The sequence below is a fragment of the Sutcliffiella horikoshii genome, from assembly GCF_008180725.1.
GTDB lineage: Bacteria > Bacillota > Bacilli > Bacillales > Bacillaceae_I > Sutcliffiella_A > Sutcliffiella_A horikoshii_B.
This window is the reverse complement of sequence record NZ_VTEV01000011.1, coordinates 22,861-44,072: the sequence shown is the minus strand read 5'-3', so window position 1 is coordinate 44,072 and position 21,212 is coordinate 22,861. Positions and strand designations below refer to the sequence as shown.

The 21,212-nt window shown below is 38.8% G+C and carries 17 protein-coding genes; 7 read left to right on the top strand and 10 right to left on the bottom strand.

Translation table 11 applies throughout. The annotated features are described in order from the left end of the window. Positions 1 to 226 precede the first annotated feature (226 nt). From FZC76_RS20360 to FZC76_RS20350, 3 genes are all read right to left on the bottom strand, one after another. On the bottom strand, positions 227 to 1,327 hold the full coding sequence (locus FZC76_RS20360) for an AI-2E family transporter (protein ID WP_148989989.1): 1,101 nt from the start codon (positions 1,325 to 1,327) through the stop codon (positions 227 to 229). A 138-nt stretch (positions 1,328 to 1,465) separates the two neighbouring features. Then, entirely contained in the window at positions 1,466 to 3,085 is a 1,620-nt protein-coding gene (locus FZC76_RS20355) for an ABC-F family ATP-binding cassette domain-containing protein (protein ID WP_148989988.1), read from the bottom strand. 140 nt (positions 3,086 to 3,225) lie between these two features. Further along, positions 3,226 to 3,678 carry a cupredoxin domain-containing protein gene (locus FZC76_RS20350; RefSeq protein ID WP_148989987.1) on the bottom strand — a complete coding sequence of 151 codons (453 nt, stop codon included), beginning with the start codon at positions 3,676 to 3,678 and terminating at the stop codon, positions 3,226 to 3,228. Positions 3,679 to 3,836: 158 nt separating this feature from the next. On the opposite strand from FZC76_RS20350, the gene FZC76_RS20345 reads away from it, so the two are divergent. Next, positions 3,837 to 4,823, top strand: coding sequence for a DUF3231 family protein (locus FZC76_RS20345; RefSeq protein ID WP_148989986.1), 987 nt, complete (start codon positions 3,837 to 3,839; stop codon positions 4,821 to 4,823). A gap of 763 nt (positions 4,824 to 5,586) precedes the next feature. Here FZC76_RS20345 and FZC76_RS20340 read toward each other — a convergent pair. Together FZC76_RS20340 and adh are read right to left on the bottom strand one after the other, a co-directional pair. After that, the gene (locus FZC76_RS20340) at positions 5,587 to 5,916 is read right to left on the bottom strand and encodes a DUF779 domain-containing protein (protein ID WP_148989985.1); all 330 of its coding nucleotides are present in this window, start codon (positions 5,914 to 5,916) and stop codon (positions 5,587 to 5,589) included. A 1-nt stretch (position 5,917) separates the two neighbouring features. Then, positions 5,918 to 7,438 carry an aldehyde dehydrogenase gene (adh, locus tag FZC76_RS20335; RefSeq protein WP_148989984.1) on the bottom strand — a complete coding sequence of 507 codons (1,521 nt, stop codon included), beginning with the start codon at positions 7,436 to 7,438 and terminating at the stop codon, positions 5,918 to 5,920. Between the two features lie 306 nt (positions 7,439 to 7,744). Here adh and recQ point away from each other — a divergent pair, with 306 nt between their 5' ends. Together recQ and FZC76_RS20325 are read left to right on the top strand one after the other, a co-directional pair. Further along, complete coding sequence (gene recQ, locus FZC76_RS20330; protein ID WP_148989983.1) at positions 7,745 to 9,889, top strand: DNA helicase RecQ; 2,145 nt, start codon at positions 7,745 to 7,747, stop codon at positions 9,887 to 9,889. Between the two features lie 66 nt (positions 9,890 to 9,955). Then, complete coding sequence (locus FZC76_RS20325; protein ID WP_148989982.1) at positions 9,956 to 10,228, top strand: hypothetical protein; 273 nt, start codon at positions 9,956 to 9,958, stop codon at positions 10,226 to 10,228. A 43-nt stretch (positions 10,229 to 10,271) separates the two neighbouring features. Here the strand turns inward: FZC76_RS20325 and FZC76_RS20320 are convergent, their stop codons facing one another. Further along, complete coding sequence (locus FZC76_RS20320) at positions 10,272 to 11,801, bottom strand: hypothetical protein (RefSeq protein ID WP_148989981.1); 1,530 nt, start codon at positions 11,799 to 11,801, stop codon at positions 10,272 to 10,274. A gap of 239 nt (positions 11,802 to 12,040) precedes the next feature. On the opposite strand from FZC76_RS20320, the gene msrA reads away from it, so the two are divergent. From msrA to FZC76_RS20305, 3 genes are read left to right on the top strand one after another with little or no spacing between them, the layout of a single operon-like run. Then, a complete protein-coding gene (gene msrA, locus FZC76_RS20315) occupies positions 12,041 to 12,586 on the top strand; it encodes a peptide-methionine (S)-S-oxide reductase MsrA (RefSeq protein WP_148989980.1) in 546 nt (181 codons plus the stop codon). A gap of 49 nt (positions 12,587 to 12,635) precedes the next feature. Further along, a complete protein-coding gene (locus FZC76_RS20310) occupies positions 12,636 to 13,826 on the top strand; it encodes a DHH family phosphoesterase (protein WP_148989979.1) in 1,191 nt (396 codons plus the stop codon). A 26-nt stretch (positions 13,827 to 13,852) separates the two neighbouring features. Then, entirely contained in the window at positions 13,853 to 14,245 is a 393-nt protein-coding gene (locus FZC76_RS20305; protein ID WP_148989978.1) for a VOC family protein, read from the top strand. 644 nt (positions 14,246 to 14,889) lie between these two features. On the opposite strand, the gene FZC76_RS20300 is transcribed toward FZC76_RS20305, so the two are convergent. Continuing rightward, complete coding sequence (locus tag FZC76_RS20300) at positions 14,890 to 15,957, bottom strand: DUF3900 domain-containing protein (protein WP_148989977.1); 1,068 nt, start codon at positions 15,955 to 15,957, stop codon at positions 14,890 to 14,892. Positions 15,958 to 16,047: 90 nt separating this feature from the next. After that, a complete protein-coding gene (locus tag FZC76_RS20295) occupies positions 16,048 to 17,292 on the bottom strand; it encodes an MFS transporter (protein ID WP_148989976.1) in 1,245 nt (414 codons plus the stop codon). Positions 17,293 to 17,454: 162 nt separating this feature from the next. Between FZC76_RS20295 and ltaE the strand changes: the two genes are divergently transcribed. Further along, positions 17,455 to 18,483, top strand: coding sequence for a low-specificity L-threonine aldolase (gene ltaE, locus FZC76_RS20290; protein WP_148989975.1), 1,029 nt, complete (start codon positions 17,455 to 17,457; stop codon positions 18,481 to 18,483). Positions 18,484 to 18,517: 34 nt separating this feature from the next. Here ltaE and FZC76_RS20285 read toward each other — a convergent pair whose 3' ends face one another. Continuing rightward, positions 18,518 to 20,158, bottom strand: a complete 1,641-nt coding sequence (locus FZC76_RS20285; RefSeq protein WP_148989974.1) for an AMP-binding protein — start codon at positions 20,156 to 20,158, stop codon at positions 18,518 to 18,520. 92 nt (positions 20,159 to 20,250) lie between these two features. Next, positions 20,251 to 21,189: a hypothetical protein gene (locus FZC76_RS20280; protein ID WP_148989973.1), complete on the bottom strand. Its 939-nt coding sequence runs from the start codon at positions 21,187 to 21,189 to the stop codon at positions 20,251 to 20,253. Between the last annotated feature and the right edge of the window lie 23 nt (positions 21,190 to 21,212).

The following is a 21,212-nucleotide window of genomic DNA, read 5'->3' as shown; positions in this document are numbered from 1 at the left end:
ATGTTCGGTCAACTTTCAACGACCTTCGGACACCTCAAAATTTCGTTCGGTCAACTTTTGGAAAACTTCGGTCAACTTTGCCAAAACTTCGGTCAAAATCGGAAAAACTTTGGTCAACTTTCGAAAAACTTCGGACAATTGCCGAGTGGACCCCCGGTTATGTGTCCCCATGACCCGCGTCAACCTCGGTAATCGTCCCCATGACCCACTAAAACACTATACGTATTTATAGAAGCGAATCTTCCGTTACTTTTACTTTTCTAAGTTTAATAAATCGTATGGTATGCAGTACAATTACTTTTGAAACTGCATAAGTTGGTACCGCAAGCAGTAGACCAAGCAAACCTGCAAATTTGCTTGCGACTAGTAAGAGTAGGATGATGGTCAATGGGTGAACATCCAATTTCTTGCCCATAACCTGTGGCGAGATCAAATTGCTCTCTATCTGCTGAACAATTACCACTACCAAGAGTACCCATAAGGCCATAATCGGTTCATCAAAAAAGGCTACGATGACACTTGGAATAGTCCCGATAAATGGTCCAATAAAGGGTATCACATTTGTAAACATGGCAATCAAAGCTAAGACTAGGGAATATTCAAGTCCAATAATTAAGAACCCAATATAAATTAAAACTCCAACAAATACACTGACAATAATTTGGCCTTGAATATAAGAACTTAAAGCAATATCCATATCTTTAAGTACACTTCTTCCTTCCCGTTCATGTTGGCGCGGTATTATTTTAATTACTTGATCGGGTAGTCTGTCGCCATCTTTTAGCATGTAAAATAGAACAAAAGGAATTATTACCAGTAAAATTAGAAAGCCCGTTATTGCGCTAATTACATTCACTACGTTTGATCCAAATGCAGTAACATAAGCATTAAGATTATCAGCAAGCTTTGCAGATATTTCTTCTAGAGAAAACATTTCATTTTGCTGAAACCTTGCAACATATTCATTTTCTTGCAATTCGATTGTGTAATCTCTAATATCATTAATAATTCCTGGAGTATTCTTTACAAGACTATTAACCTGTTGTTGTAAAGTTGGACCAATAAAGAACAATAACAAGGTAATTAGTCCAATAAACATAAGGTATATGCTCAAAATAGCTATCCCTCTTGGAACATAGCGAGCAGCAAGGTTTACAAGGGGTCTAAGTAAATAGTAAAGAACACCTGCAAGGATAATCGGAGCAAATAACGTGCTTATCATCACGGTGATAGGGGTGAAGATAAAATCTACCAGTGATGCTAAGAAAATAATTAACAGTATGACAATAATTCCATAGCCAACCTTAAACCACTTCGTTTGCGGCATGCCTACACCTCATTCATTCTAAGTTATTAACTTCATTATTATATAGGTAAAAAGCGAGTAATACTAATACGAAATAATGCCAAGAAAGGTTTCAAAATTCGAAAAAAGCCCTTTTATTCCAAAGGGCCTTTCACAATTTTAGGAATGAAGATCAGCTAACTGCTGCTGTACACTTGCATCCTCTAAATATTCATCATACGTCATTTGTTTATCAACCATACCTTTAGGTGTGATTTCGATGATTCTATTTGCAATCGTCTCGATGAACTGATGATCATGAGACGTGAAAATAATGGAACCTTTAAAATTAATTAATCCATTATTAAGAGCTGTAATAGACTCAAGATCCAAGTGGTTTGTAGGGTCATCAAGCAAAAGTACGTTTGAGCCAGAAAGCATCATTTTAGAAAGCATACAACGTACTTTTTCCCCTCCGGATAGAACACTTGCTTTTTTCATTACTTCTTCACCAGAGAATAACATTCTTCCAAGGAATCCGCGCAAGAAGCTCTCGGTTTGGTCATTAGGGGAGTATTGACGCAACCAATCCACAAGGTTCATGTCTACACCTTCGAAATACTTTGAGTTGTCTCTTGGGAAATATGCCTGGGTAGTCGTGATCCCCCATTTGAATGTTCCACTATCAGGTTCCATTTCACCAGAGATGATTTTTAAAAGAGTGGTATTAGCGATTTCATTTCCACCCACAAGGGCAATTTTATCATCCTTGTTCATAATGAAACTTACATTATCCAATACTTTCTCGCCATCGATGGTTTTAGTCAAACCTTCGACACGTAAAAGGTCATTTCCAATTTCTCGTTCCGGTGTGAAATTCACATAAGGGTAACGACGGGATGAAGGCTTTATATCATCCAAAGAAATCTTATCTAAAAGCTTCTTACGGGATGTAGCCTGTTTGGATTTAGATGCATTTGCACTAAATCGGGCAATAAAGGCTTGAAGCTCTTTAATTTTTTCTTCTTTTTTACGGTTCACATCAGATGCCATTCTAGCCGCAAGTTGACTGGACTCATACCAGAAGTCATAGTTACCAACATAGATTTGGATTTTTCCATAATCTAAGTCAGCGATATGCGTACAAACTTTGTTTAAGAAGTGACGGTCATGGGATACAACAATGACTGTATTCTCAAAATTGATAAGGAACTCTTCTAACCATTGAATGGCTTTAATGTCCAAGTGGTTGGTAGGCTCATCAAGTAATAGTACATCTGGCTTACCAAAAAGAGCTTGTGCCAAAAGTACTTTTACCTTTTCGCCACCCGTAATGTCGGCCATTTTCTTTGTATGAAGATCTTCAGAAATTCCTAAACCTTTTAAAAGGATTGCTGCTTCTGATTCTGCTTCCCAACCATTCAATTCAGCAAATTCGCCTTCAAGCTCTGCTGCTCTCATCCCATCTTCATCAGAAAAGTCTTCTTTCATATAAATAGCATCTTTTTCTTGCATCACTTCATAAAGGCGACTGTGCCCCATGATTACTACTTTAAGAACCTCGTGTTCCTCATATTCAAAGTGGTTCTGCTTCAGGATAGCCATACGCTCATCCTTATTCATGTGAACGTCACCAGTTTGAGCTTCTACTTCACCGGACAAGATTTTCAAGAAAGTAGATTTACCGGCACCATTAGCTCCAATTAACCCGTAACAGTTGCCAGGGGTGAATTTTATATTAACATCTTCAAATAACTTTCGATCGCCATAACGTAGACCAATATTCGTAACTGTAAGCATGTATTTAGTTTCCTCCAAAATTAATGTCGTTGAAATTATACCATTAAATGAGGACGTTGCAAAAGATTCATTTACTATAGAAGCAATAATTATGTAAATAAAAATGACCAGTCTTCATTTTGACCGGTCATTTGGTGAATTTAATAGACGTAGATATAAGCCACCATTGGAGGGCTATGATGTCCATTGTGATGAGAATGGGTTGAACAGATTAGTTTATATACACCTGCTTTATCAAATTTCACATCAATTAGAGTTTCCTCACCCTTTTTTATTACCCCGTTAATATCTGTTCCTTCAATTGAATATGGATGTTCACTGCCATTTACCCCAAAAATACTTAACGTTATTACTTTGCCTTTTGGTACGGTAATCGTACCAGGATCAAAACGGTATGCTTCTATTTCCGTACCATCATCCAATTTAGTCGTAAATTCAGAAGTAATCATATTATATACCAATTTTTCTTCTTCAGATGGTTTTCCTGTGGTGGGAACTACTCCTTTATTTACCACATACCATCCGCCTAACCCAGCGATAATACAAAGTACAATCGTAATAAGAAAGCTTTTCTTTATAACAAAAAACCTCATCAAAACCTCACCCTTTCTTTTGCTTGTCTTCTACTTAAATGTGTATGCAAAAGAGGGGAGAGGGTTGTCTACATTTTTACAAAAGTAATAATAATTTTAATAACATTCATTTTTGGAGGATATACTAAAAAAAATTTTCAAGGGAGGGGCAAGTCTGAATGGATAAGCAGTTGTCATCATCTGAAATAGGTAATTTGTGGATGACGTACCAACAGAAAACGATGCTGGCGAGGCTTTTAGAGCATTTTCTTGCGAACAAACAAAATGAAGAAGTACACAATTTAGTACAAACCTACTACGATTACGAAATAATTTTTATAAATGAACTAACAGAACTCTTTAAGCGAGAAAATATTGTGGTGCCTGTCGGGTATGTCGAAAGCGATGTAAAACTGCCTACGAAGCCATTGTATGACCAGTATTTCGATGCACTTTTCTTAAGAGTGATGATGAAAATAACAATTGGTTTAAATGCTTTAAGTGTCAGCATGTCTTATCGACAAGACATTACCGAGTTATATAAAAGATTTTTGGATGTATCGCACAATACATATAACGACACGACTCAATTCTTATTGAAAGATGGTGTTCTTACTCGTCCCCCAATGATCCCAATGCCTGAAAAAGTGGAGTTTGTAAAAGGTGAAGGCTATATGGCAGGCCTTAATATATTCAGTGAAAAGAGACCATTGAATGCAATTGAACTTTCTTTATTGTATCAAGGTATTGAAACCAATGTTCTTGGCTTTCAGTTGTTACGAGGGTTTGAACAGGTAACCAAGGACAAAGAAGTGAAGAAATACTTTGAAAAAGGAAAAGACTTGGCGAAGCAAATTATTGATACTTTCAGCGATATACTTCTAAAGAGCGATATACAGCCACCAATAGTTGCTTGGGGAAATCCAACCTTATCAACGGAATCGCCTTATTCAGAGAAGCTTATGATGTACCTGACGAACTTACTCAGCAGCTTCGGTCTTACAAGTAATGCCCTTGGTACATCATTCAGTCTTCGTTCGGATCTGCCTACTAAAATGACCTTGATTGCTAAAGATATTTTTGATTATGCAAAAGATGGTGGACAGTTAATGATTAAGAATGGTTGGATGGAAGAACCACCGCAATCATTAAAAAGCACAAAATAAGTAAAACCGGGCAACTGTTAATTTGCCCGGTTTTTTTAATGTTTAAGAAATTATAAATAAGCGAATTGTGGATAGTCTCAAAGTAATTCTTGATCGTCCGGATGAAGACTTCATTGACAAGAAATTAGAAGAAGAAATGGCATCATCGTTGTAATGAAGACCTCCGTGACAAGAAATCAGGAGGAGAGAAGCCCTCATCAACCGTATGAAGACCTCCGTGACAAGAAATCGGGAGGAGAGAAGTCCTCATCAACCGTATGAAGACCTCCGTGACAAGAAATCAGGAGGAGAGAAGTCCTCATCAACCGTATGAAGACCTCCGTGACAAGAAATCAGGAGGAGAGAAGTCCTCATCAACCGTATGAAGACCTCCGTGACAAGAAATCAGAAGGAAAGAGGTCCTCATCATCCCTATGAAGACCTCGGTAACAAGAAATTAGGAGGAGAGAAGTCCTCATCAACCGTATGAAGACCTTCGTGACAAGAAATCGGAAGGAGAGAAGTCCTCATCAACCGTATGAAGACCTCCGTGACAAGAAATCAGGAGGAGAGAAGTCCTCATCAACCGTATGAAGACCTCCGTGACAAGAAATCAGCAGGAGAAAGGTCCTCATCGCCCATATGAGGACCTTAGTTACGAGAAATCAGAAGGAAAAAAGAGGTCCTCAAAAATAGTTTCTTAGCCTTAAGATGAATGAAATCAACTGTATATCAATATTTCCATCACATATGTAAAAAGGCGTCCATATGCGGACGCCTTTCTTCATTTTGGGAACACTTTTGATCTCGTTAGGAAACGTACACCTTCTGGACCTTCTAAAGAGAACATGCCACCTCTACCAGGTACGACATCAATAATGAGCTGTGTATGCTTCCAGTACTCATACTGCTTTTTATTCATGTAGAAGGGAGCACCGCCTATTTCGCCAAGAAGGACATCTGAATCGCCAATCAAAAAGTCGTCAATAGGATAACACATAGGGGAACTGCCGTCGCAGCACCCACCAGATTGATGGAATAGTACAGGTCCATGTTTGCCTACAAGCTTTTCAATTAATTCAAGGGCAGCTTCGGTAGCCAGTACTTTTTCCATCTTAAAAGAATCCTAATTTTTTTGGACTATAGCTTACTAAAAGGTTCTTCGTTTGCTGGTAGTGGGATAGCATCATTTTATGGTTTTCACGCCCGATTCCACTCATTTTATATCCGCCAAATGCCGCATTGGCAGGGTATGCGTGGTAGCAGTTTGTCCATACGCGACCGGCTTCAATTTGGCGGCCGAAACGATATGCAGTATTTACGTCTCTAGTCCAAACTCCTGCACCAAGCCCGTAAAGGGTGTTATTTGCAATTTCCAATGCTTCTTCAGCTGTTTTAAAGGTGGTGACAGATACAACAGGTCCAAAGATTTCTTCCTGGAAAATTCTCATTTTGTTATCGCCTTTAAAAACGGTCGGTTTTACATAATATCCATTAGCTAGGTCACCTTCAAGCATATTTCGTTCTCCGCCTGCAAGTAGTTCGGCACCTTCCTCTTTCCCAATTTCAAGATAAGAGAGGATTTTTTCCAACTGCTCAGAAGAGGCCTGTGCTCCTATCATCGTTTCCGTATCAAGTGGATTTCCTTGTTTGATTTGAGAAACCCGTTCAAGTGCACGCTCCATAAACTTATCATAAATAGATTCATGTATGAGGGCACGGGAAGGACATGTACATACTTCTCCTTGGTTGAGTGCAAACATAACAAAGCCTTCCACTGCTTTATCAAAGAAATCATCATCATGAGCCAGCACGTCTTCAAAGAAGATATTCGGAGATTTTCCGCCAAGCTCAAGCGTTACCGGAATGATGTTTTGAGAAGCATATTGCATGATAAGACGTCCTGTTGTTGTTTCTCCTGTAAAAGCAATTTTAGCTATTCTATCACTAGAAGCTAATGGTTTCCCAGCTTCCACACCAAATCCATTTACGATATTTAACACACCAGGAGGTAGAAGGTCTGCTATTAACTCAGTTAAAACCATAATGGAAGCAGGTGTCTGCTCAGCAGGTTTTAAAACGACACAGTTCCCAGCTGCCAGAGCTGGAGCAAGCTTCCAAGTGGCCATTAGTAACGGGAAATTCCAAGGAATTATTTGTCCGACTACACCTAGTGGTTCATGGAAGTGGTAAGCAATGGTGTCGTTATCAATCTCTCCTAGCGATCCTTCCTGAGCTCTAATACAACCTGCAAAATATCTAAAGTGATCAACCGCAAGAGGGAGGTCTGCTGCCATCGTTTCACGAACTGGTTTTCCGTTCTCCCACGTTTCCGCAACTGCAAGCATCTCCAAGTTTTCTTCCAAACGGTCTGCAATTTTATTAAGAATGTTGGCTCTTTCAGCTACAGAGGTTTGACCCCAAGCTGATTTTGCTTTATGTGCGGCATCCAATGCCAATTCAATGTCTTCTGCAGTAGAACGGGCAACTTCACAAAAGACCTGACCTGTAACGGGAGTGACATTTTCAAAATATTCACCTTTTACCGGAGCGACCCATTCGCCACCAATATAGTTATCATACCGGTTTTTAAAAGAAACTTTTGAATCTTTTTCACCTGGATTAGCATAAATCATTTGAAAATTCCTCCTCATAATAGATTAATAGGTTGTGTAATAGACTTAAATATGTAAGCGCCTTCAAAATACTACAAAAAAATAGAGAGGTTAGACAACCTATTGTATAATGAATTTTAAACATTCTGATAATAAAATGCAAGGGAAAAGATTTTTGTAGCCTGCAATGAGGGTCAGGGGCTATTTCACTTTGGTTGCAGGTCATCCATCATTCAGTTAAAATGATATGGAAACTTAAAATACTCCTTCATTTACCTATCCCCAATTACCTGCTAAACCATTTCCCATCTATAAACGAGGTGTACTATGTACGAACAAGGAAAAATTATATTGAAAGAATACTACGGTTATGAAGATTTTAGGCCTGGCCAGAAAAAAATTATTGAAAGTATTTTAAACAAGTCCAACACATTAGGAGTGATGCCTACAGGTGGCGGGAAATCCATATGTTATCAGGTGCCTGCATTGTTGGAAAGTGGACTGACTATTGTCATCTCGCCCTTAATTTCTTTAATGAAAGATCAAGTGGATTCTTTGATAAATATTGGGGTAGCGGCAACCTATATTAATAGTTCATTAAACGCTGGAGAAATAAGAGAAAGAGTTCAACAGGTAGAACAAGGGAAAATTAAACTGTTATATCTTGCACCAGAAAGACTGGATTCTTATGATTTCCAATCTATTTTATCTGCTGTTGAGGTTTCAATTGTTGCAATTGATGAAGCACATTGTATGTCCCAATGGGGCCATGATTTTAGGCCAAGCTATCGTGAAGTGGGTACCTTTATTAGAAGGATACCAGGAAACCCAGTCATAACTGCGTTTACAGCAACTGCAACAGAGCAGGTTATAGAAGACATTCAAACGATGCTGGGAATAACACCAGAACATACATTCGTAACCGGTTTTTCACGAGACAACCTGACATTTTCCGTTTTGAGAGGACATAATAAGGACAATTTTTTGGAAAAATTTCTGAAAGCGAACAAGGGAGAATCGGGAATAATCTATGCAACTACCAGAAGAGAAGTAGATCAAATTTTTTCTTCATTCACCAAAAAGGGTTATAAAATTGGCAAGTATCATGCAGGGTTATCTGAAGAGGAAAGAAAGGATTATCAAGAAGACTTTCTCCATGATCGACTCAAGCTGATGGTTGCCACTAATGCGTTTGGGATGGGAATCGATAAGTCTAATGTTCGATTTGTCATCCATTACAACATGCCAAAGAATGTTGAATCTTACTATCAAGAAGCTGGAAGGGCAGGAAGGGATGGAGAGGAAAGTGAATGCATCCTCTTATTTAATGCGAGGGATGTACAAATTCAAAAGTTTCTGATTGAGGAAAGTCTCCGCTCACCAGAACGTAAAATGCAGGAATATAAGAAACTTCAGGCTATGATGGATTACTGTTATACACAACGCTGCCTGCAAGGTTATATCGTTCAATACTTCGGTGAAGACTCAGAACAAGTTTGCGGTAAATGCAGTAATTGTTCCACCGATTTTGTAGAGCAAGATATTACACTAGAGGCACAGAAGATATTTAGCTGTATTCATAGAATGAATGAAAGATTTGGTGCATTACTGGTAGCAAAAGTTTTGAAGGGCTCAAAAGATAAACGTATCCAGCAATTCCGTTTTGATAGCTTGCTAACTTATGGGTTAATGAGATCTTATACTGAAAAACAATTGGTAGACCTTATCAATATTCTGATTGCTGAAGGATATTTAATATTGACGGAGGGGCAATATCCAGTCGTAAGATTAGGTGCTCGCGCCGTTCCAGTTCTAAAAGGTCAGGAAAAAGTACTCTTTAAAGTGAAAGAGCAAGTGAGAGCTGTCGTTGAGGACAACGAATTGTTTGATAGGTTGAGAGAGTTACGTAGAAATTTATCAAAAGAAGAGGGAGTCCCGCCCTATGTTATTTTTTCCGATAGCACTTTAAGAGAAATGAGTGAGGTCCTTCCGAGAGATGAAACAGCCATGCTAGAAATCAAAGGGGTAGGATCGTTAAAGTTTGAGAAGTATGGGGCTTTATTTTTGAGTGAGATCGGTGAGTTTGTGGGTAGTGAAACCTCTGCTAAATTAAATACATCCACTAAAAAACCTTCTGTTAAGCCTAACAAGCCCTCCATTCCAATGAACCTTGGAGAATCCAGCCATATGTTTACTTATAGGCTACTGCAAGAAGGTTTGACTTTTAAAGAAATAGCCAAGGAACGGGGGATGAGTTTAATTACCGTTCAAAACCATCTTTTTAAATGTGCAAGTGATGAGGGTATGGAGGTTGATTGGGATTCTTTTATTCCAGAGGAGTTTGAGGAGGAAATAATTAGAGTTATTGAGGAAGTTGGAACGGATAAACTGAAGCCCATCAAGGAGAAATTACCTGATGCGGTTGATTATTTAGCAATAAAAGCGGTAATGGCCAAGCATGACATGATATAATGTTTAGTTTTTCTCTTGTCGGGAATATCATGGTTATAGATAAATCCATTAAACAGGAGGCGTTATATGATGAATGCTCGTGGACTGAAGAAACCTTTAATCGTAGCAGGAGCGGCAAGCCTCACCGGTGCAGGACTATTAGTATATAAACCGTATAGAGAGAAGTTTGTGCAATACTCTAAAAAAGTTAAAAATAAACTTGTACCTCTAAAATTCAGAAAGACCGATTTACCAATTGAAAAGGCAGGGAACCCAGATCCTGAAGATATTCAGGATAATAGCATGGTCAGTGAGGGAGCCCAATATTCCGTAGAGTATTATAATAAGAAAATGCAATAACAATAGGCGTTCGGTGCAATCCGAACGCCTTTTTATATACACTTTACACAAAGAAGATAGCGTAAGCTACACCAATTACACCTATAAACGCTAACGTATACACAGGTTTTATTGGCATTTCACCATTGTTCTCCATAGCTTTCCCGAACATGAAGAATACAAGTGGGTGAACTAGGAATGGCATAGAGAAGATGAAAGGAATTAAAGCGGCAGCATCAGCTCCAAACATCTCTCCTTGTATTGCGGCAAACAAGCCAAAATGGGAAATAGCAGAAGATTGTGCCATGGCAGCATAGTCAATAGACATGGTACTTAGGCTCAATAATGCCAATCCACCAAAAACCGCACACATTTGCCAGCCAAATGAGAACTGCATTAATGCCTTTACTTCTTTTTTGTCCTCTCCATTAGCCTTTCTTAAGTTAACCAATGCCAGAATGGTCAAACCTAGACCAAGAGCAACAATTACCATGGATGGTAATATCCAAAGGCTACCTCTCTCAGCACTTATGGCAAGTACGGAGAAAACAAATATATGACCGAAAAACGGGATGTTAATCATAATAGGAGCACGTTGTGCAGCAGTTTTCCCGAAATCTCCAGCTGTACATGCGCCAGTTAATCCTGAATGTGATAAAGAACCAGCCATACCAGGTGCCAGGTTTCTTGTGTTGGCATTCTTTGCAAAGAACATAATCAATGCAATTCCACCAAACATCCAGAACAATTGCCCAAAGAATCCATAGGCCAATACCGCATTCATGCCATCAATAGCAAAGGCGTCCCCGATTCGGGATCCACCTACTAAAAAGTTGGCAGCTAATACAACTGGAATACCTGCAACTAATAGTGCTCGAATGGTCGGTCCAAAACTCCAATTATAGAAAACAGCTCCTAAAGCAGCCGCAATCATCATCGCAAAGAAAATTTGAGGCAATGCAATTATTGGCTTAATCCACATGGCAATATGATAAGAAATTACAAGCAACAGGATAATTGCGACTATTTCTACGATCCCTTTTTTCATGTATTGTTTCTTATTGTGGATTTTTGCTTTGTTATCAATAAAAAGAATAGATCCGATAATTCCAATGTAAGCAATCAATGGATAAACATTATCAAAACTTTGAGTACCATCTGAAAGGATCATCCGCGTGATTCCTTCTAGCCCAAATAATAGGAAGAATGCACGGACGATAAAGAAAAACTGTGTTCTTGAAGTTCCAAGAAAAGATTCTTCATTAGAAGGTACAACACTGTCCTCCACATCCAAGTCTTTATTACCTAAAATTTTTCGTAGTTCCTGACCGCCTACAAAGAAGGATACGGTCAATGCAATAATAGTTGTTCTTGCCATAAGGTCAACAAAGGGGTACTCTGCTAATCCAGGTGTTGCAACCCCTGTATCTACTAGTAAGTAGCCCATACCCAGTCCAAGAATTACGATAATAAGGATTGGGGAAAATCTTGTTCCTGCTACAACCATCCTTGATACCAACACTATAGGTATAAGGAAGAAAAGTATCAGCCAAAACTGATTGATCAATTCTATATTTGAAAATTGTTCTACCATCTTTTTGATCAGACTCCTATCGTTCATGTATTCACAAAGAATTATCGTACAATACTCTATGAAAAGTGTAAATCATTGTAAACGCCATCATTAAAATGTTTAACTATTGAAATAATAAGGAGTAATTTATAATTTTATTATGTAAACAAATTCTTAGGTAGATGAGCGTTGTTATTGTAACTATAAGATAGTTAGTGTAAAATTCCATCAAACACATATAAAACAGGAGGATATAACATATGACAACGAACAAAACGGAACTAGCCACCTTTGCTGGAGGGTGCTTTTGGTGTATGGTAAAACCTTTTGATGAGTTACCTGGAATTGAGAACGTAATTTCCGGTTATACAGGCGGTAGCATCTCCAATCCTACATATGAAGAAATCAAAAAAGGAAATACAGGTCATTACGAAGCTGTCCAAATAGAATTTAATCCAGATATCTTTCCTTATGAAAAATTATTGGAATTGTATTGGCCACAAATAGACCCTACAGATGATGAAGGTCAATTTTTTGATAGAGGAAGTCAGTATCGTACAGCAATCTTTTATCATAATGAAGAACAGCTAAAACTTGCAGAGAAAACAAAAAAGGATCTAGAAGCAAGCGGAAGATATAAAAAGCCAATTGTAACTGAAATTAAACCAGCTACTCCATTCTATGAAGCAGAAGAATATCATCAGAAATTTTATAAGAAAAATCCTGAAAAATATAAACAAGAACGTCAAGAATCAGGTAGAGATGCTCATATAAAAGAGCATTGGGGTGAAGAATATACAAAGTAAGTGAGGGTGTGAAAGGCTTACCCATCAGAAAGAAGAAGGGGGACTACCATTGATTCATCTTTTTACACACAATGATTTAGACGGGGTAGGCTGCGGAATATTAGCCAAGCTTGCGTTTGATGAGAAGGTAAAGGTTCATTATAATTCAGTCGGCAGTTTAAATTATCAAGTTGCGGAATTTATGGAAGAAGCAACTCCGCGGCACCAAATATACATAACTGATTTATCGGTCAATGAAGAGAACGCCAAAAAGCTCGACCAGTTTGCAAAACAACTAAAAGGCTTTGTTCAATTTATTGATCATCATAAGACTGCCATGCATCTAAATGAATATAGCTGGGCTTCTGTTAAGGTCGAATATGAGGATGGCAGACTGACAAGTGCCACTTCTTTATTCTATGAGTATCTATTAGAAAAAGGTTTAATTGCCCAGTCTGAACCGTTAGATGAAGTAGTGGAATTAATTCGACAATATGATACATGGGAATGGGATCGAAATAAGAATACGAAGGCAAAAAGATTAAACGACCTTTTGTATATGATTTCTATTGATGACTTCGAAGAGAGAATGCTTCAGAAGTTAAAAAGTGAAGCCCAGTTTAATTTCGATGACTTTGAAACACAAATTCTAGATATGGAAGAACAAAAGCTAGAAAGATATTTGCGTAAAAAACGCAGAGAAATTGTTCAAAAGCCTGTAGATAACAAGTGGGTAGGAATCGTTCACGCTGAATCTTTTCTATCAGAACTTGGAAATGTTTTGGGGAAGGAAAACCCCCATTTAGACTATATAGCAATGATTAATATGGGGAGCAAACGGATTAGCTTGCGCACCATACATGATGATGTAGATGTTTCACAAGTTGCAGGTAAATTTGATGGAGGGGGCCATGCGAAGGCTTCTGGTTGCAGTTTGACTGAACAGGCGTACAAGCTTTTTGTAGCGGAGGCATTCCCATTAGATTCTCTCAAACAAGACGCTCGACACAATGTTTTCAATGTCAAAGAATCACCTAATGGCGTTTTGTACGACTCTAAGGAAAAAGGATCATTATTTCTATTACCGAAAGAGGACGGCACATGGAAGGTGGAAAACAAGGAAAAGTTTCTGGATACTTCCTTTTCTTCTTTCCAAGAAGCGGAAACGTTTATTAAAAGAAAGTATGCAGCATGGTTGGTTAAAGACGAGGAATATGTCAATTTCCTAGTTGAAAACATAAGAAGGTTAAAGGCAAACTAAAGGTAAGTTATGGGGAGAGATAGGTAATGGCAATTAAAAGATTAGAACATGTTGGAATAATGGTTAAAGATATTCAGGCATCCATAGAGTTTTATACAAACGTGGTCGGATTTTCTTTAAAGGGCCAGTTAGACCATCCAAATGGGGTGATAAAGCTTGCATTTCTAGGGTTTAATGAAAGTGAAGAAACGGAATTAGAGCTGATCCAGGGTTACAATGACAATCTTCCTGTAGAAGGTAAAGTTCACCATATAGCATTAACGGTTGATGATGTAGAGGTAGAGCATCAGAGGTTGAAAGGCTTGGATGTTACGTTTATCGAACAGGAGATCACGACGCTTCCAAATGGAGCTAGATATATCTTTTTTGCAGGGCCAGATGGTGAATGGATTGAACTTTTCGAAACTCCAGTAAAATAAGAAGAAGGCAGGGAGATATTCCCCGCCTTTTTTTAATGATGATCATTAGTCCAGTTGATTTCCGTTCCAGACGCTTCGCTTGCCTGCGGGCGGTCCGTGAGCCTCCTCAGGCTTCGCCTTTCCAGGGTCTCAACCTGTCCCTTCCTCCCGCGGGCGTCTGCACTCCTTCCACTCCAATCAACAAGATGGCTTCATTCAACATAGATTTTAATATATCTTCTAATTGAGTTATTTGAAAAAGCATTAACTTATCTTTACGCAATTTCTAGCTGTGAATTGGAGCAAATGGCGGAGACTCCAGCGGGGGAGTAACGGTAGATTGAGACCCCACAGCGCAGCGAGGAGGCTCAAGCACCGTCCCGCGGAAAGCGAAGCCAGTTGTGGAAAGTAACAGCGTCGACTACCCAAACAACTAAAGTTTTTTAGGTTTAAAAAAGAACATGTTGTTCTTTATTTCCTATCAATTGTTTTTCCTTTTTCGCGTGAACTTTTCAACATATGCTTATACGTGAAGCCTAGACAAATGATTCCGGTAATAGAACAAGCATACCGAATGATGGACATCCAATCCATGATGGTCACCCCTAAAAGGTATTTGTCCTTATTCTCTCAAATGCTTGATTAAATTATTCTTAGAAGAAAGGTCAAGAACTATACTTTTTATTTAATCGCTCTAATATCATCGTCAATTCACTTGGCTTTAACATTTCAACCGGTGACACATTCTTTTCAAATTGAAGAAAATCCCCTTCTAAAAGGACAACATAACGGTCATTAATTTTTGCTATATGGACATTTTCACCAAAGTCCGCTAACAAGCCCTTAACTGAGATATGATCGAGCTTGAATTTGAGTTCAATATCAGGTGTCTGTTCTATGATGGAGGAGGACGCTTCTATAACTTGTTCGTCGGACCAACGCTCCTGAAGTTCTCTTTTCGGTGAAGTAGCCCAGGCTTCCATTGCTTGCTCCACTTTTTCTTTTTCTTCGCTCTCTTCTTGATAGGTCTCGGAAATCTCTTGGTGCACCATCCCCATTACTTGGTTCTTGATGATTTCTGGCATCGACTCGCCGTATTCTACATACTTCAAGAAATCCTCGAAGTACCGGGAATGTGAGGACTGGTGGATCTTTAATTCTCCTTCTTCTACCATTCCATCCTCTACCATGAAGGGATATTGTATGGACTTCATGTTTTTTGTAGTGATGGCCATCTGGACGTTATGAATTAACGTCTGTTCATTTGTGATGGAAGCAACTTTTTGTTCAAAATCACATTTTAAGATAAAAACAAAGGGCTCATCAAAATATTTATTTAATTTAGCCCTGGTGACAATGAGTGCGCCACCTCTTACTGCTGTTGTATCTGTGTAGGTGGATGCCATTTCATCTGCAGCAGAAGAAAATGCTTCTAAGCTTTCGGCCTGTTTGATTCGATTGAAGTGGTTGAAGTTTGGGTTTGAGCCTAGGTCGTAGCCTGGTTCTACAATGAATCTCCCAATCTTTGTTGGTACTTGTTCATTTTTAGGATGTCGATCTACCTTTCTTTTAGTGATTTTCATCAGTTCCCCATCAAGAAAGGGTTTTAGAGCGCTATCTTCATATGTATCTTCATCTAATACTGCCATAGGTTTAAATTGTTTTTTAGCATTATCTCCACTTCCTTCTACTTCAATAAGGTAAAAGGCTAATGACTTTATATCAAAATCCATTTTTATCACCATTTTCGCTAGGTATCTTTAAGCACTTTAACAAGTATAGGCAAAAGAAAAGAAAGGGTCAACAGGAACCCTTTCCTTAAATCAGTTATGCATTTCTCTAACTTTTTGATCACTAGGCAGGAAGAAAGTCAACAAACCAATAAAAGGTAAACAAACAGTAAAGATGATGGTATTAGTTAATCCGACCCAATCTGCTAAAACACCGAGCGCAACCGATCCCACGGCCCCCATACCAAACGCCAATCCTACAATAAGCCCGGATACCAAGCCGATTCGACCAGGAACCAACTCCTGAGCGTACACTACCGTGACTGAAAAGCTAGAAAGGATAATGAATCCAATTATGGCAACGAGTAAGTAGGCAACTGTGGGGCCTACAAAAGGAAGTAACAATGCAAGTGGAGCGGACCCCAGCATGGAAAGGGAAATTACCAACCTTTTACCGAAACGGTCCGCCAACGGTCCTCCAAAGAATGTACCAACAGCACCGGCACCTAAGAATACGAAAATATATATTTGTGAGTCTGCAATAGGAATTCCATAGTTCTCAATGGCATAAAAAGCATAAAAGTTGGTGATACCTGCATGGAACCAGGAACGAGCAAATACTAGAAAAATTAGCAAACAGATGGAAAAGGTGATGATCCTTTTATTTCCGATAGATTTATCAGTTGATTTAATTTTGATACTTTTCTTCTTTTGTTTTAATGGCCTGTTCGTATGTGCTACTTGCTGTTTGTACCAGGCAGCGATGTATAAAAGTAATATCACAGCTGCTGCAGCAACAATGGTAAACCATAGGACGCCTTTTTGCCCGAGTGGCAACAGGATATAAGCTGCCATCAAAGGAGCCAAGGCCTGACCGGAGTTGCCTCCTACCTGGTAAATCGACTGTGCCAGCCCTCTGCGGTTTCCTGCAGCCATATAAGCTACACGGGAACCTTCAGGGTGGAAAGCAGCGGAACCAAGTCCAATGAACAACACCGAAATAATAATCACCCAAAAGCTTGGTGCCAATGCCAAACCAATTATTCCGAATAAAGAAAATGTAAGTCCGATTGGCAAGGCGTAAGGAGAAGGTCTTTTATCCGTTATGATGCCAACAACAGGTTGAATAAGCGAAGATGTTGCATTTAGCGCGAATGCAATGAGTCCCAATTGAGTAAAGGTCAGCCCCATGGAATTTTGCAACACGGGGAATAAGGCTGGTACCACAGATTGCAATGCATCATTCAGCAAGTGCACTAGACCTATGATAAAAAGAATTGGATAAACGGTAGAGCTTTCGGTAGTAGCGGTATCTAATCTGACTTTTTGTGCCTGCATAAATATTTATAACTCCTTCGAAAATAGTGGGTATTGTAAGCCAACATTTGTATGTAAAATATCATAGCACGTGAATGCGTATGGGTGGTGAATTATTTTACGGTATGCGAAATAAATAACATTCTGGTAAACTGTAAGAAAAAAGAGAAGGGGAAAGGCCATATGATGGATTTAAGAAGTGATACGGTAACAAAACCAACAGAGGAAATGAGAAAGGCTTCGTATGATGCAGTCGTTGGGGATGACGTATATGGGGAAGATCCTACTGTTACGTTGTTAGAAGAAAAAGCGGCGGAGATTCTTGGGAAAGAAGCAGCACTGTTTGTTACAAGCGGAACGCAAGGAAACCAAATTGCTGTATTGACGCATTGTCGACCGGGTAATGAGATATTACTAGAAGAAGAATCTCATATCTTTTATTACGAATCTGGTGCTGTTGCCGCATTGGCTGGAGTCCAAACAAGAACCATACCAGGCGTTAACGGGATGATGAATCCTCAAGAAATAGAGTCTGCAATTCGTGGGGAGGACCAACATTTTCCCGAAACGGGTCTAATCTGCATAGAAAACACACATAATCGCGCTGGTGGGGCAGTGGTGCCTGTATCAAACATGGCAGAAATCTATAAAGTGGCACAGAGATATTCTATACCTGTTCACGTGGATGGTGCGCGACTATTTAACGCCGCAGCAAGTTCGGGAATACCAATACAAGAGTTCACCAAACATTGCGATACGGTACAGATATGTTTGTCTAAAGGATTGGGTGCACCAGTTGGTTCTATCATTGCCGGTTCTAACGATTTCATTAAACGAGCGAGAAAATGGCGAAAGCGTCTTGGTGGGGGATTGAGGCAAGTTGGAATCATTGCGGCGCCAGGGTTAATAGCTTTAACAAAAATGACAGAAAGACTTTCAGAAGATCATGAAAATGCTATGTTTCTTTCTGAAGGATTAAAGGGAATTAGCTCTTTAAAAATAGTAAATTCAGTTGATACGAATATTGTGGTAGTGGATGTATCCGGGTTGGATATGATGGCAGATCACTTTGTACAAGCGTTAAAAGAGAAGGGTGTTTTGGCTGTTACGTTTGGACCTACGCTTGTTCGACTTACGACACATTTCGATGTGAGCAGAGGGGATATCGAGAGGGTTGTTAGTACGATTGATGAGATAGTCAAAACTAGATAAAAAAATGGTAAGGGGCACCATACCCCTTACCATATTACATTCTGACTAGTGTATTTACAGCATGTTCTCTGAGTTTGAATTTTTGAATTTTCCCCGATGCTGTCATTGGATACTCGTCTACGATCTCTACATAGTAAGGTATTTTATATTTTGATATTTTTCCAGTGCAGTAGTCTTTGACTTCTTGACTGTTTAGGCTTTCCCCCGGTTTGACTTTAATAAATGCTGCAACCTGCTCGCCGAACTTTTCATCTGGAACTCCTACAATTTGAACATCAAAAATTTTCGGATGGGAGTATAAAAATTCCTCAATCTCACGCGGATATATATTCTCTCCGCCTCGAATAATCATATCTTTTAGTCTACCTGTAATGACGACATACCCGTCATCATCCATTGTCGCGAGGTCCCCTGTATGAAGCCAGCCTTCGCTATCAATGGCATCTTTCGTTTGGTCCTTCATATTATAGTAGCCTTTCATAACAAGGTAACCTCTTGTACAAAGCTCGCCCTGGACTCCATTTGGCACAGATTCGCCAGTTGTAGGATCAATAATTTTCACTTCCACATTATCTAAAGCGCTTCCAACAGTGGATACGCGCCTCTCAATACTGTCGTATGGGCGTGTTTGTGTAATAACTGGGGAGGCTTCGGTTTGACCATATGCGATAGTGATTTCCTTAGCTCCCATATCATTTACAACTCTTTTCATAATTTCCGTTGGACAAGGTGATCCTGCCATAATACCAGTTCTTAAACTAGATAAATCGTATTTATTAAATTCCGGATGGTTTAGTTCCGCAATGAACATAGTTGGAACTCCGTAAAGCGCCGTACATTTTTCTTGCTCCACCGCTTTTAGAACTAATAGTGGATCAAACATAACAAGAGGAACCATCGTCGCTCCAGTTGCTACTGCAGCCAGAGTGCCCATTACACATCCAAAGCAGTGGAAAAAAGGAACAGGTATACAAATTCTATCTTCTACTGTAAGCTTTTGGCATTCCGCAACATTAATGGCATTGTTGATAATATTGGAGTGGGTAAGCATGACACCTTTTGGGAAGCCAGTTGTACCAGAAGTATATTGCATGTTGATCACTTCATCATAGTTTGTACTGTTTTGTCGGATCAGTAATTCTTCATCTGTAATGGTCATGGAATTTTTCAGTAGGTCATCCCATTGGAACATACCAGGGTGACTTTCGCTCCCCATAAAAATGACGTTCTTTAATTTAGGTAATCTACTAGATATAAGTTCGCCAGGTGCACAGTATGCGAGCTCTGGACATAATTCTTGAAGCATATCCAAATAGCTCACTCCTTTAAAATCATCCATAAGAAGAAGTGTAGTGGACTCTGATTGTTGCAATAGATACTCGAGTTCCTTAGATTGATAGCTAGTATTGACTGTTACTAAAACTGCGCCAATTTTTGCACTCGCGTACTGTGTAATTAACCACTCCGGTTTATTGGAAGCCCAAACCGCAATGTGATCTCCCTTTTGAATTCCTAGGCTTATTAATCCTTTTGCTACTTGGTTACAGACTTGCTGAAACTCTTTATAACTATAACGCAATCCTGTTTCCACATAGACTACAGCTTCTTTATCAGGGTAACGAGCTGTAGTTTCATCCAATAAACCACCAATTGTTTTATGTACTAACTCTGCCATCGTTCAAACCTCCATAATAGAAAAGTAAGTGCTAGTTAAATATTAGTATGAATGTTCAGAAAAATCAAACGAAAAAAAGAGCAGTCCGAAGACTACTCTTGCTTCACTTCTACTTTTTTTGCTTCATTGCTTTCTATCTCTAGGGGTGCTTTTTGAATAATTCTTTCTTTTAATCCAAACATACTTCCACTCAAGTAGTGAAGTGTTTGTTTATATTTACTATCAATGGATGTAATGGCGTTTTCCAATTTGTCCACTAGTGTTTGTCTCAAGGTGTTAAGCTGATCGGCAATTTTTTGGGAGGCAATATCTTGGCTGTCCATTCGCTCCATTAGCGACTTGTGAAACATTTCTTGAACTAGTAATTTATTGTTTATTTCTTGATAAAAATGTTCTTGATCATGTAACTTCAATTGAATATCTTCATACAATTCTTCATATTTTTCTAACTTCGTGTGTATACATCTTGTCAGGTCTTCTTGGAATGCCAACTGGTCTAATGTAGCTTGACTCAATAGTTTTTCTTCTTCCAAAGAAACTTCCAATTTATTCAGTCTTTGATCTACCTTCTTACTGCTTTCTACATGTGATGCGATATTTTCTTGGAGTTCTTCACTTAGTAATGACTGAACTTTTATCAATTCTAAGAGTTGAGCATAATTTCTATCCTGATCTTTTAATTTTAGTGTAAGATCTTCATGACTTTTTTCGTGTACTAGTACTTTTTCATATACCTGACGGACGTTTAAGTCTTGAGTAGTTATCATTTCGGATAATTCTTTTTGACCTTTTTCCTGGGAGTATAACTTATCCAGTAGAAGTTGATGATTATTTTCCTGTGTGGACATACTTTGATGTAAATTATTATTAATCTTGCTAACTGTTTTAGATATAGTCAAATTCGTTTTTTCTTGTTCCTTTAAAATATCTTCTAAATAGTTTTTTCGAAATTCCTGCTGGTTGGAAGAGATGGATTTCGTTTGATCGTACAATTTAGGAATAGGTAGCAGGTTGTTGTTTTTCACTCTCATAACTTAACTCCTTTGGGTTTAAA

Coding starts and splice junctions, on each gene's coding strand:
- FZC76_RS20350 (WP_148989987.1), bottom strand. CDS start 3,678: ATGAGGTTTTTTGTTATAAAGAAAAGCTTTCTTATTACGATTGTACTT.
- msrA (WP_148989980.1), top strand. CDS start 12,041: ATGACAACGAACAAAACGGAACTAGCCACCTTTGCTGGAGGGTGCTTT.
- FZC76_RS20345 (WP_148989986.1), top strand. CDS start 3,837: ATGGATAAGCAGTTGTCATCATCTGAAATAGGTAATTTGTGGATGACG.
- FZC76_RS20295 (WP_148989976.1), bottom strand. CDS start 17,292: ATGCAGGCACAAAAAGTCAGATTAGATACCGCTACTACCGAAAGCTCT.
- FZC76_RS20360 (WP_148989989.1), bottom strand. CDS start 1,327: ATGCCGCAAACGAAGTGGTTTAAGGTTGGCTATGGAATTATTGTCATA.
- ltaE (WP_148989975.1), top strand. CDS start 17,455: ATGATGGATTTAAGAAGTGATACGGTAACAAAACCAACAGAGGAAATG.
- FZC76_RS20285 (WP_148989974.1), bottom strand. CDS start 20,158: ATGGCAGAGTTAGTACATAAAACAATTGGTGGTTTATTGGATGAAACT.
- FZC76_RS20305 (WP_148989978.1), top strand. CDS start 13,853: ATGGCAATTAAAAGATTAGAACATGTTGGAATAATGGTTAAAGATATT.
- FZC76_RS20325 (WP_148989982.1), top strand. CDS start 9,956: ATGATGAATGCTCGTGGACTGAAGAAACCTTTAATCGTAGCAGGAGCG.
- FZC76_RS20280 (WP_148989973.1), bottom strand. CDS start 21,189: ATGAGAGTGAAAAACAACAACCTGCTACCTATTCCTAAATTGTACGAT.
- FZC76_RS20355 (WP_148989988.1), bottom strand. CDS start 3,085: ATGCTTACAGTTACGAATATTGGTCTACGTTATGGCGATCGAAAGTTA.
- adh (WP_148989984.1), bottom strand. CDS start 7,438: ATGATTTATGCTAATCCAGGTGAAAAAGATTCAAAAGTTTCTTTTAAA.
- recQ (WP_148989983.1), top strand. CDS start 7,745: ATGTACGAACAAGGAAAAATTATATTGAAAGAATACTACGGTTATGAA.
- FZC76_RS20340 (WP_148989985.1), bottom strand. CDS start 5,916: ATGGAAAAAGTACTGGCTACCGAAGCTGCCCTTGAATTAATTGAAAAG.
- FZC76_RS20300 (WP_148989977.1), bottom strand. CDS start 15,957: ATGGATTTTGATATAAAGTCATTAGCCTTTTACCTTATTGAAGTAGAA.
- FZC76_RS20320 (WP_148989981.1), bottom strand. CDS start 11,801: ATGGTAGAACAATTTTCAAATATAGAATTGATCAATCAGTTTTGGCTG.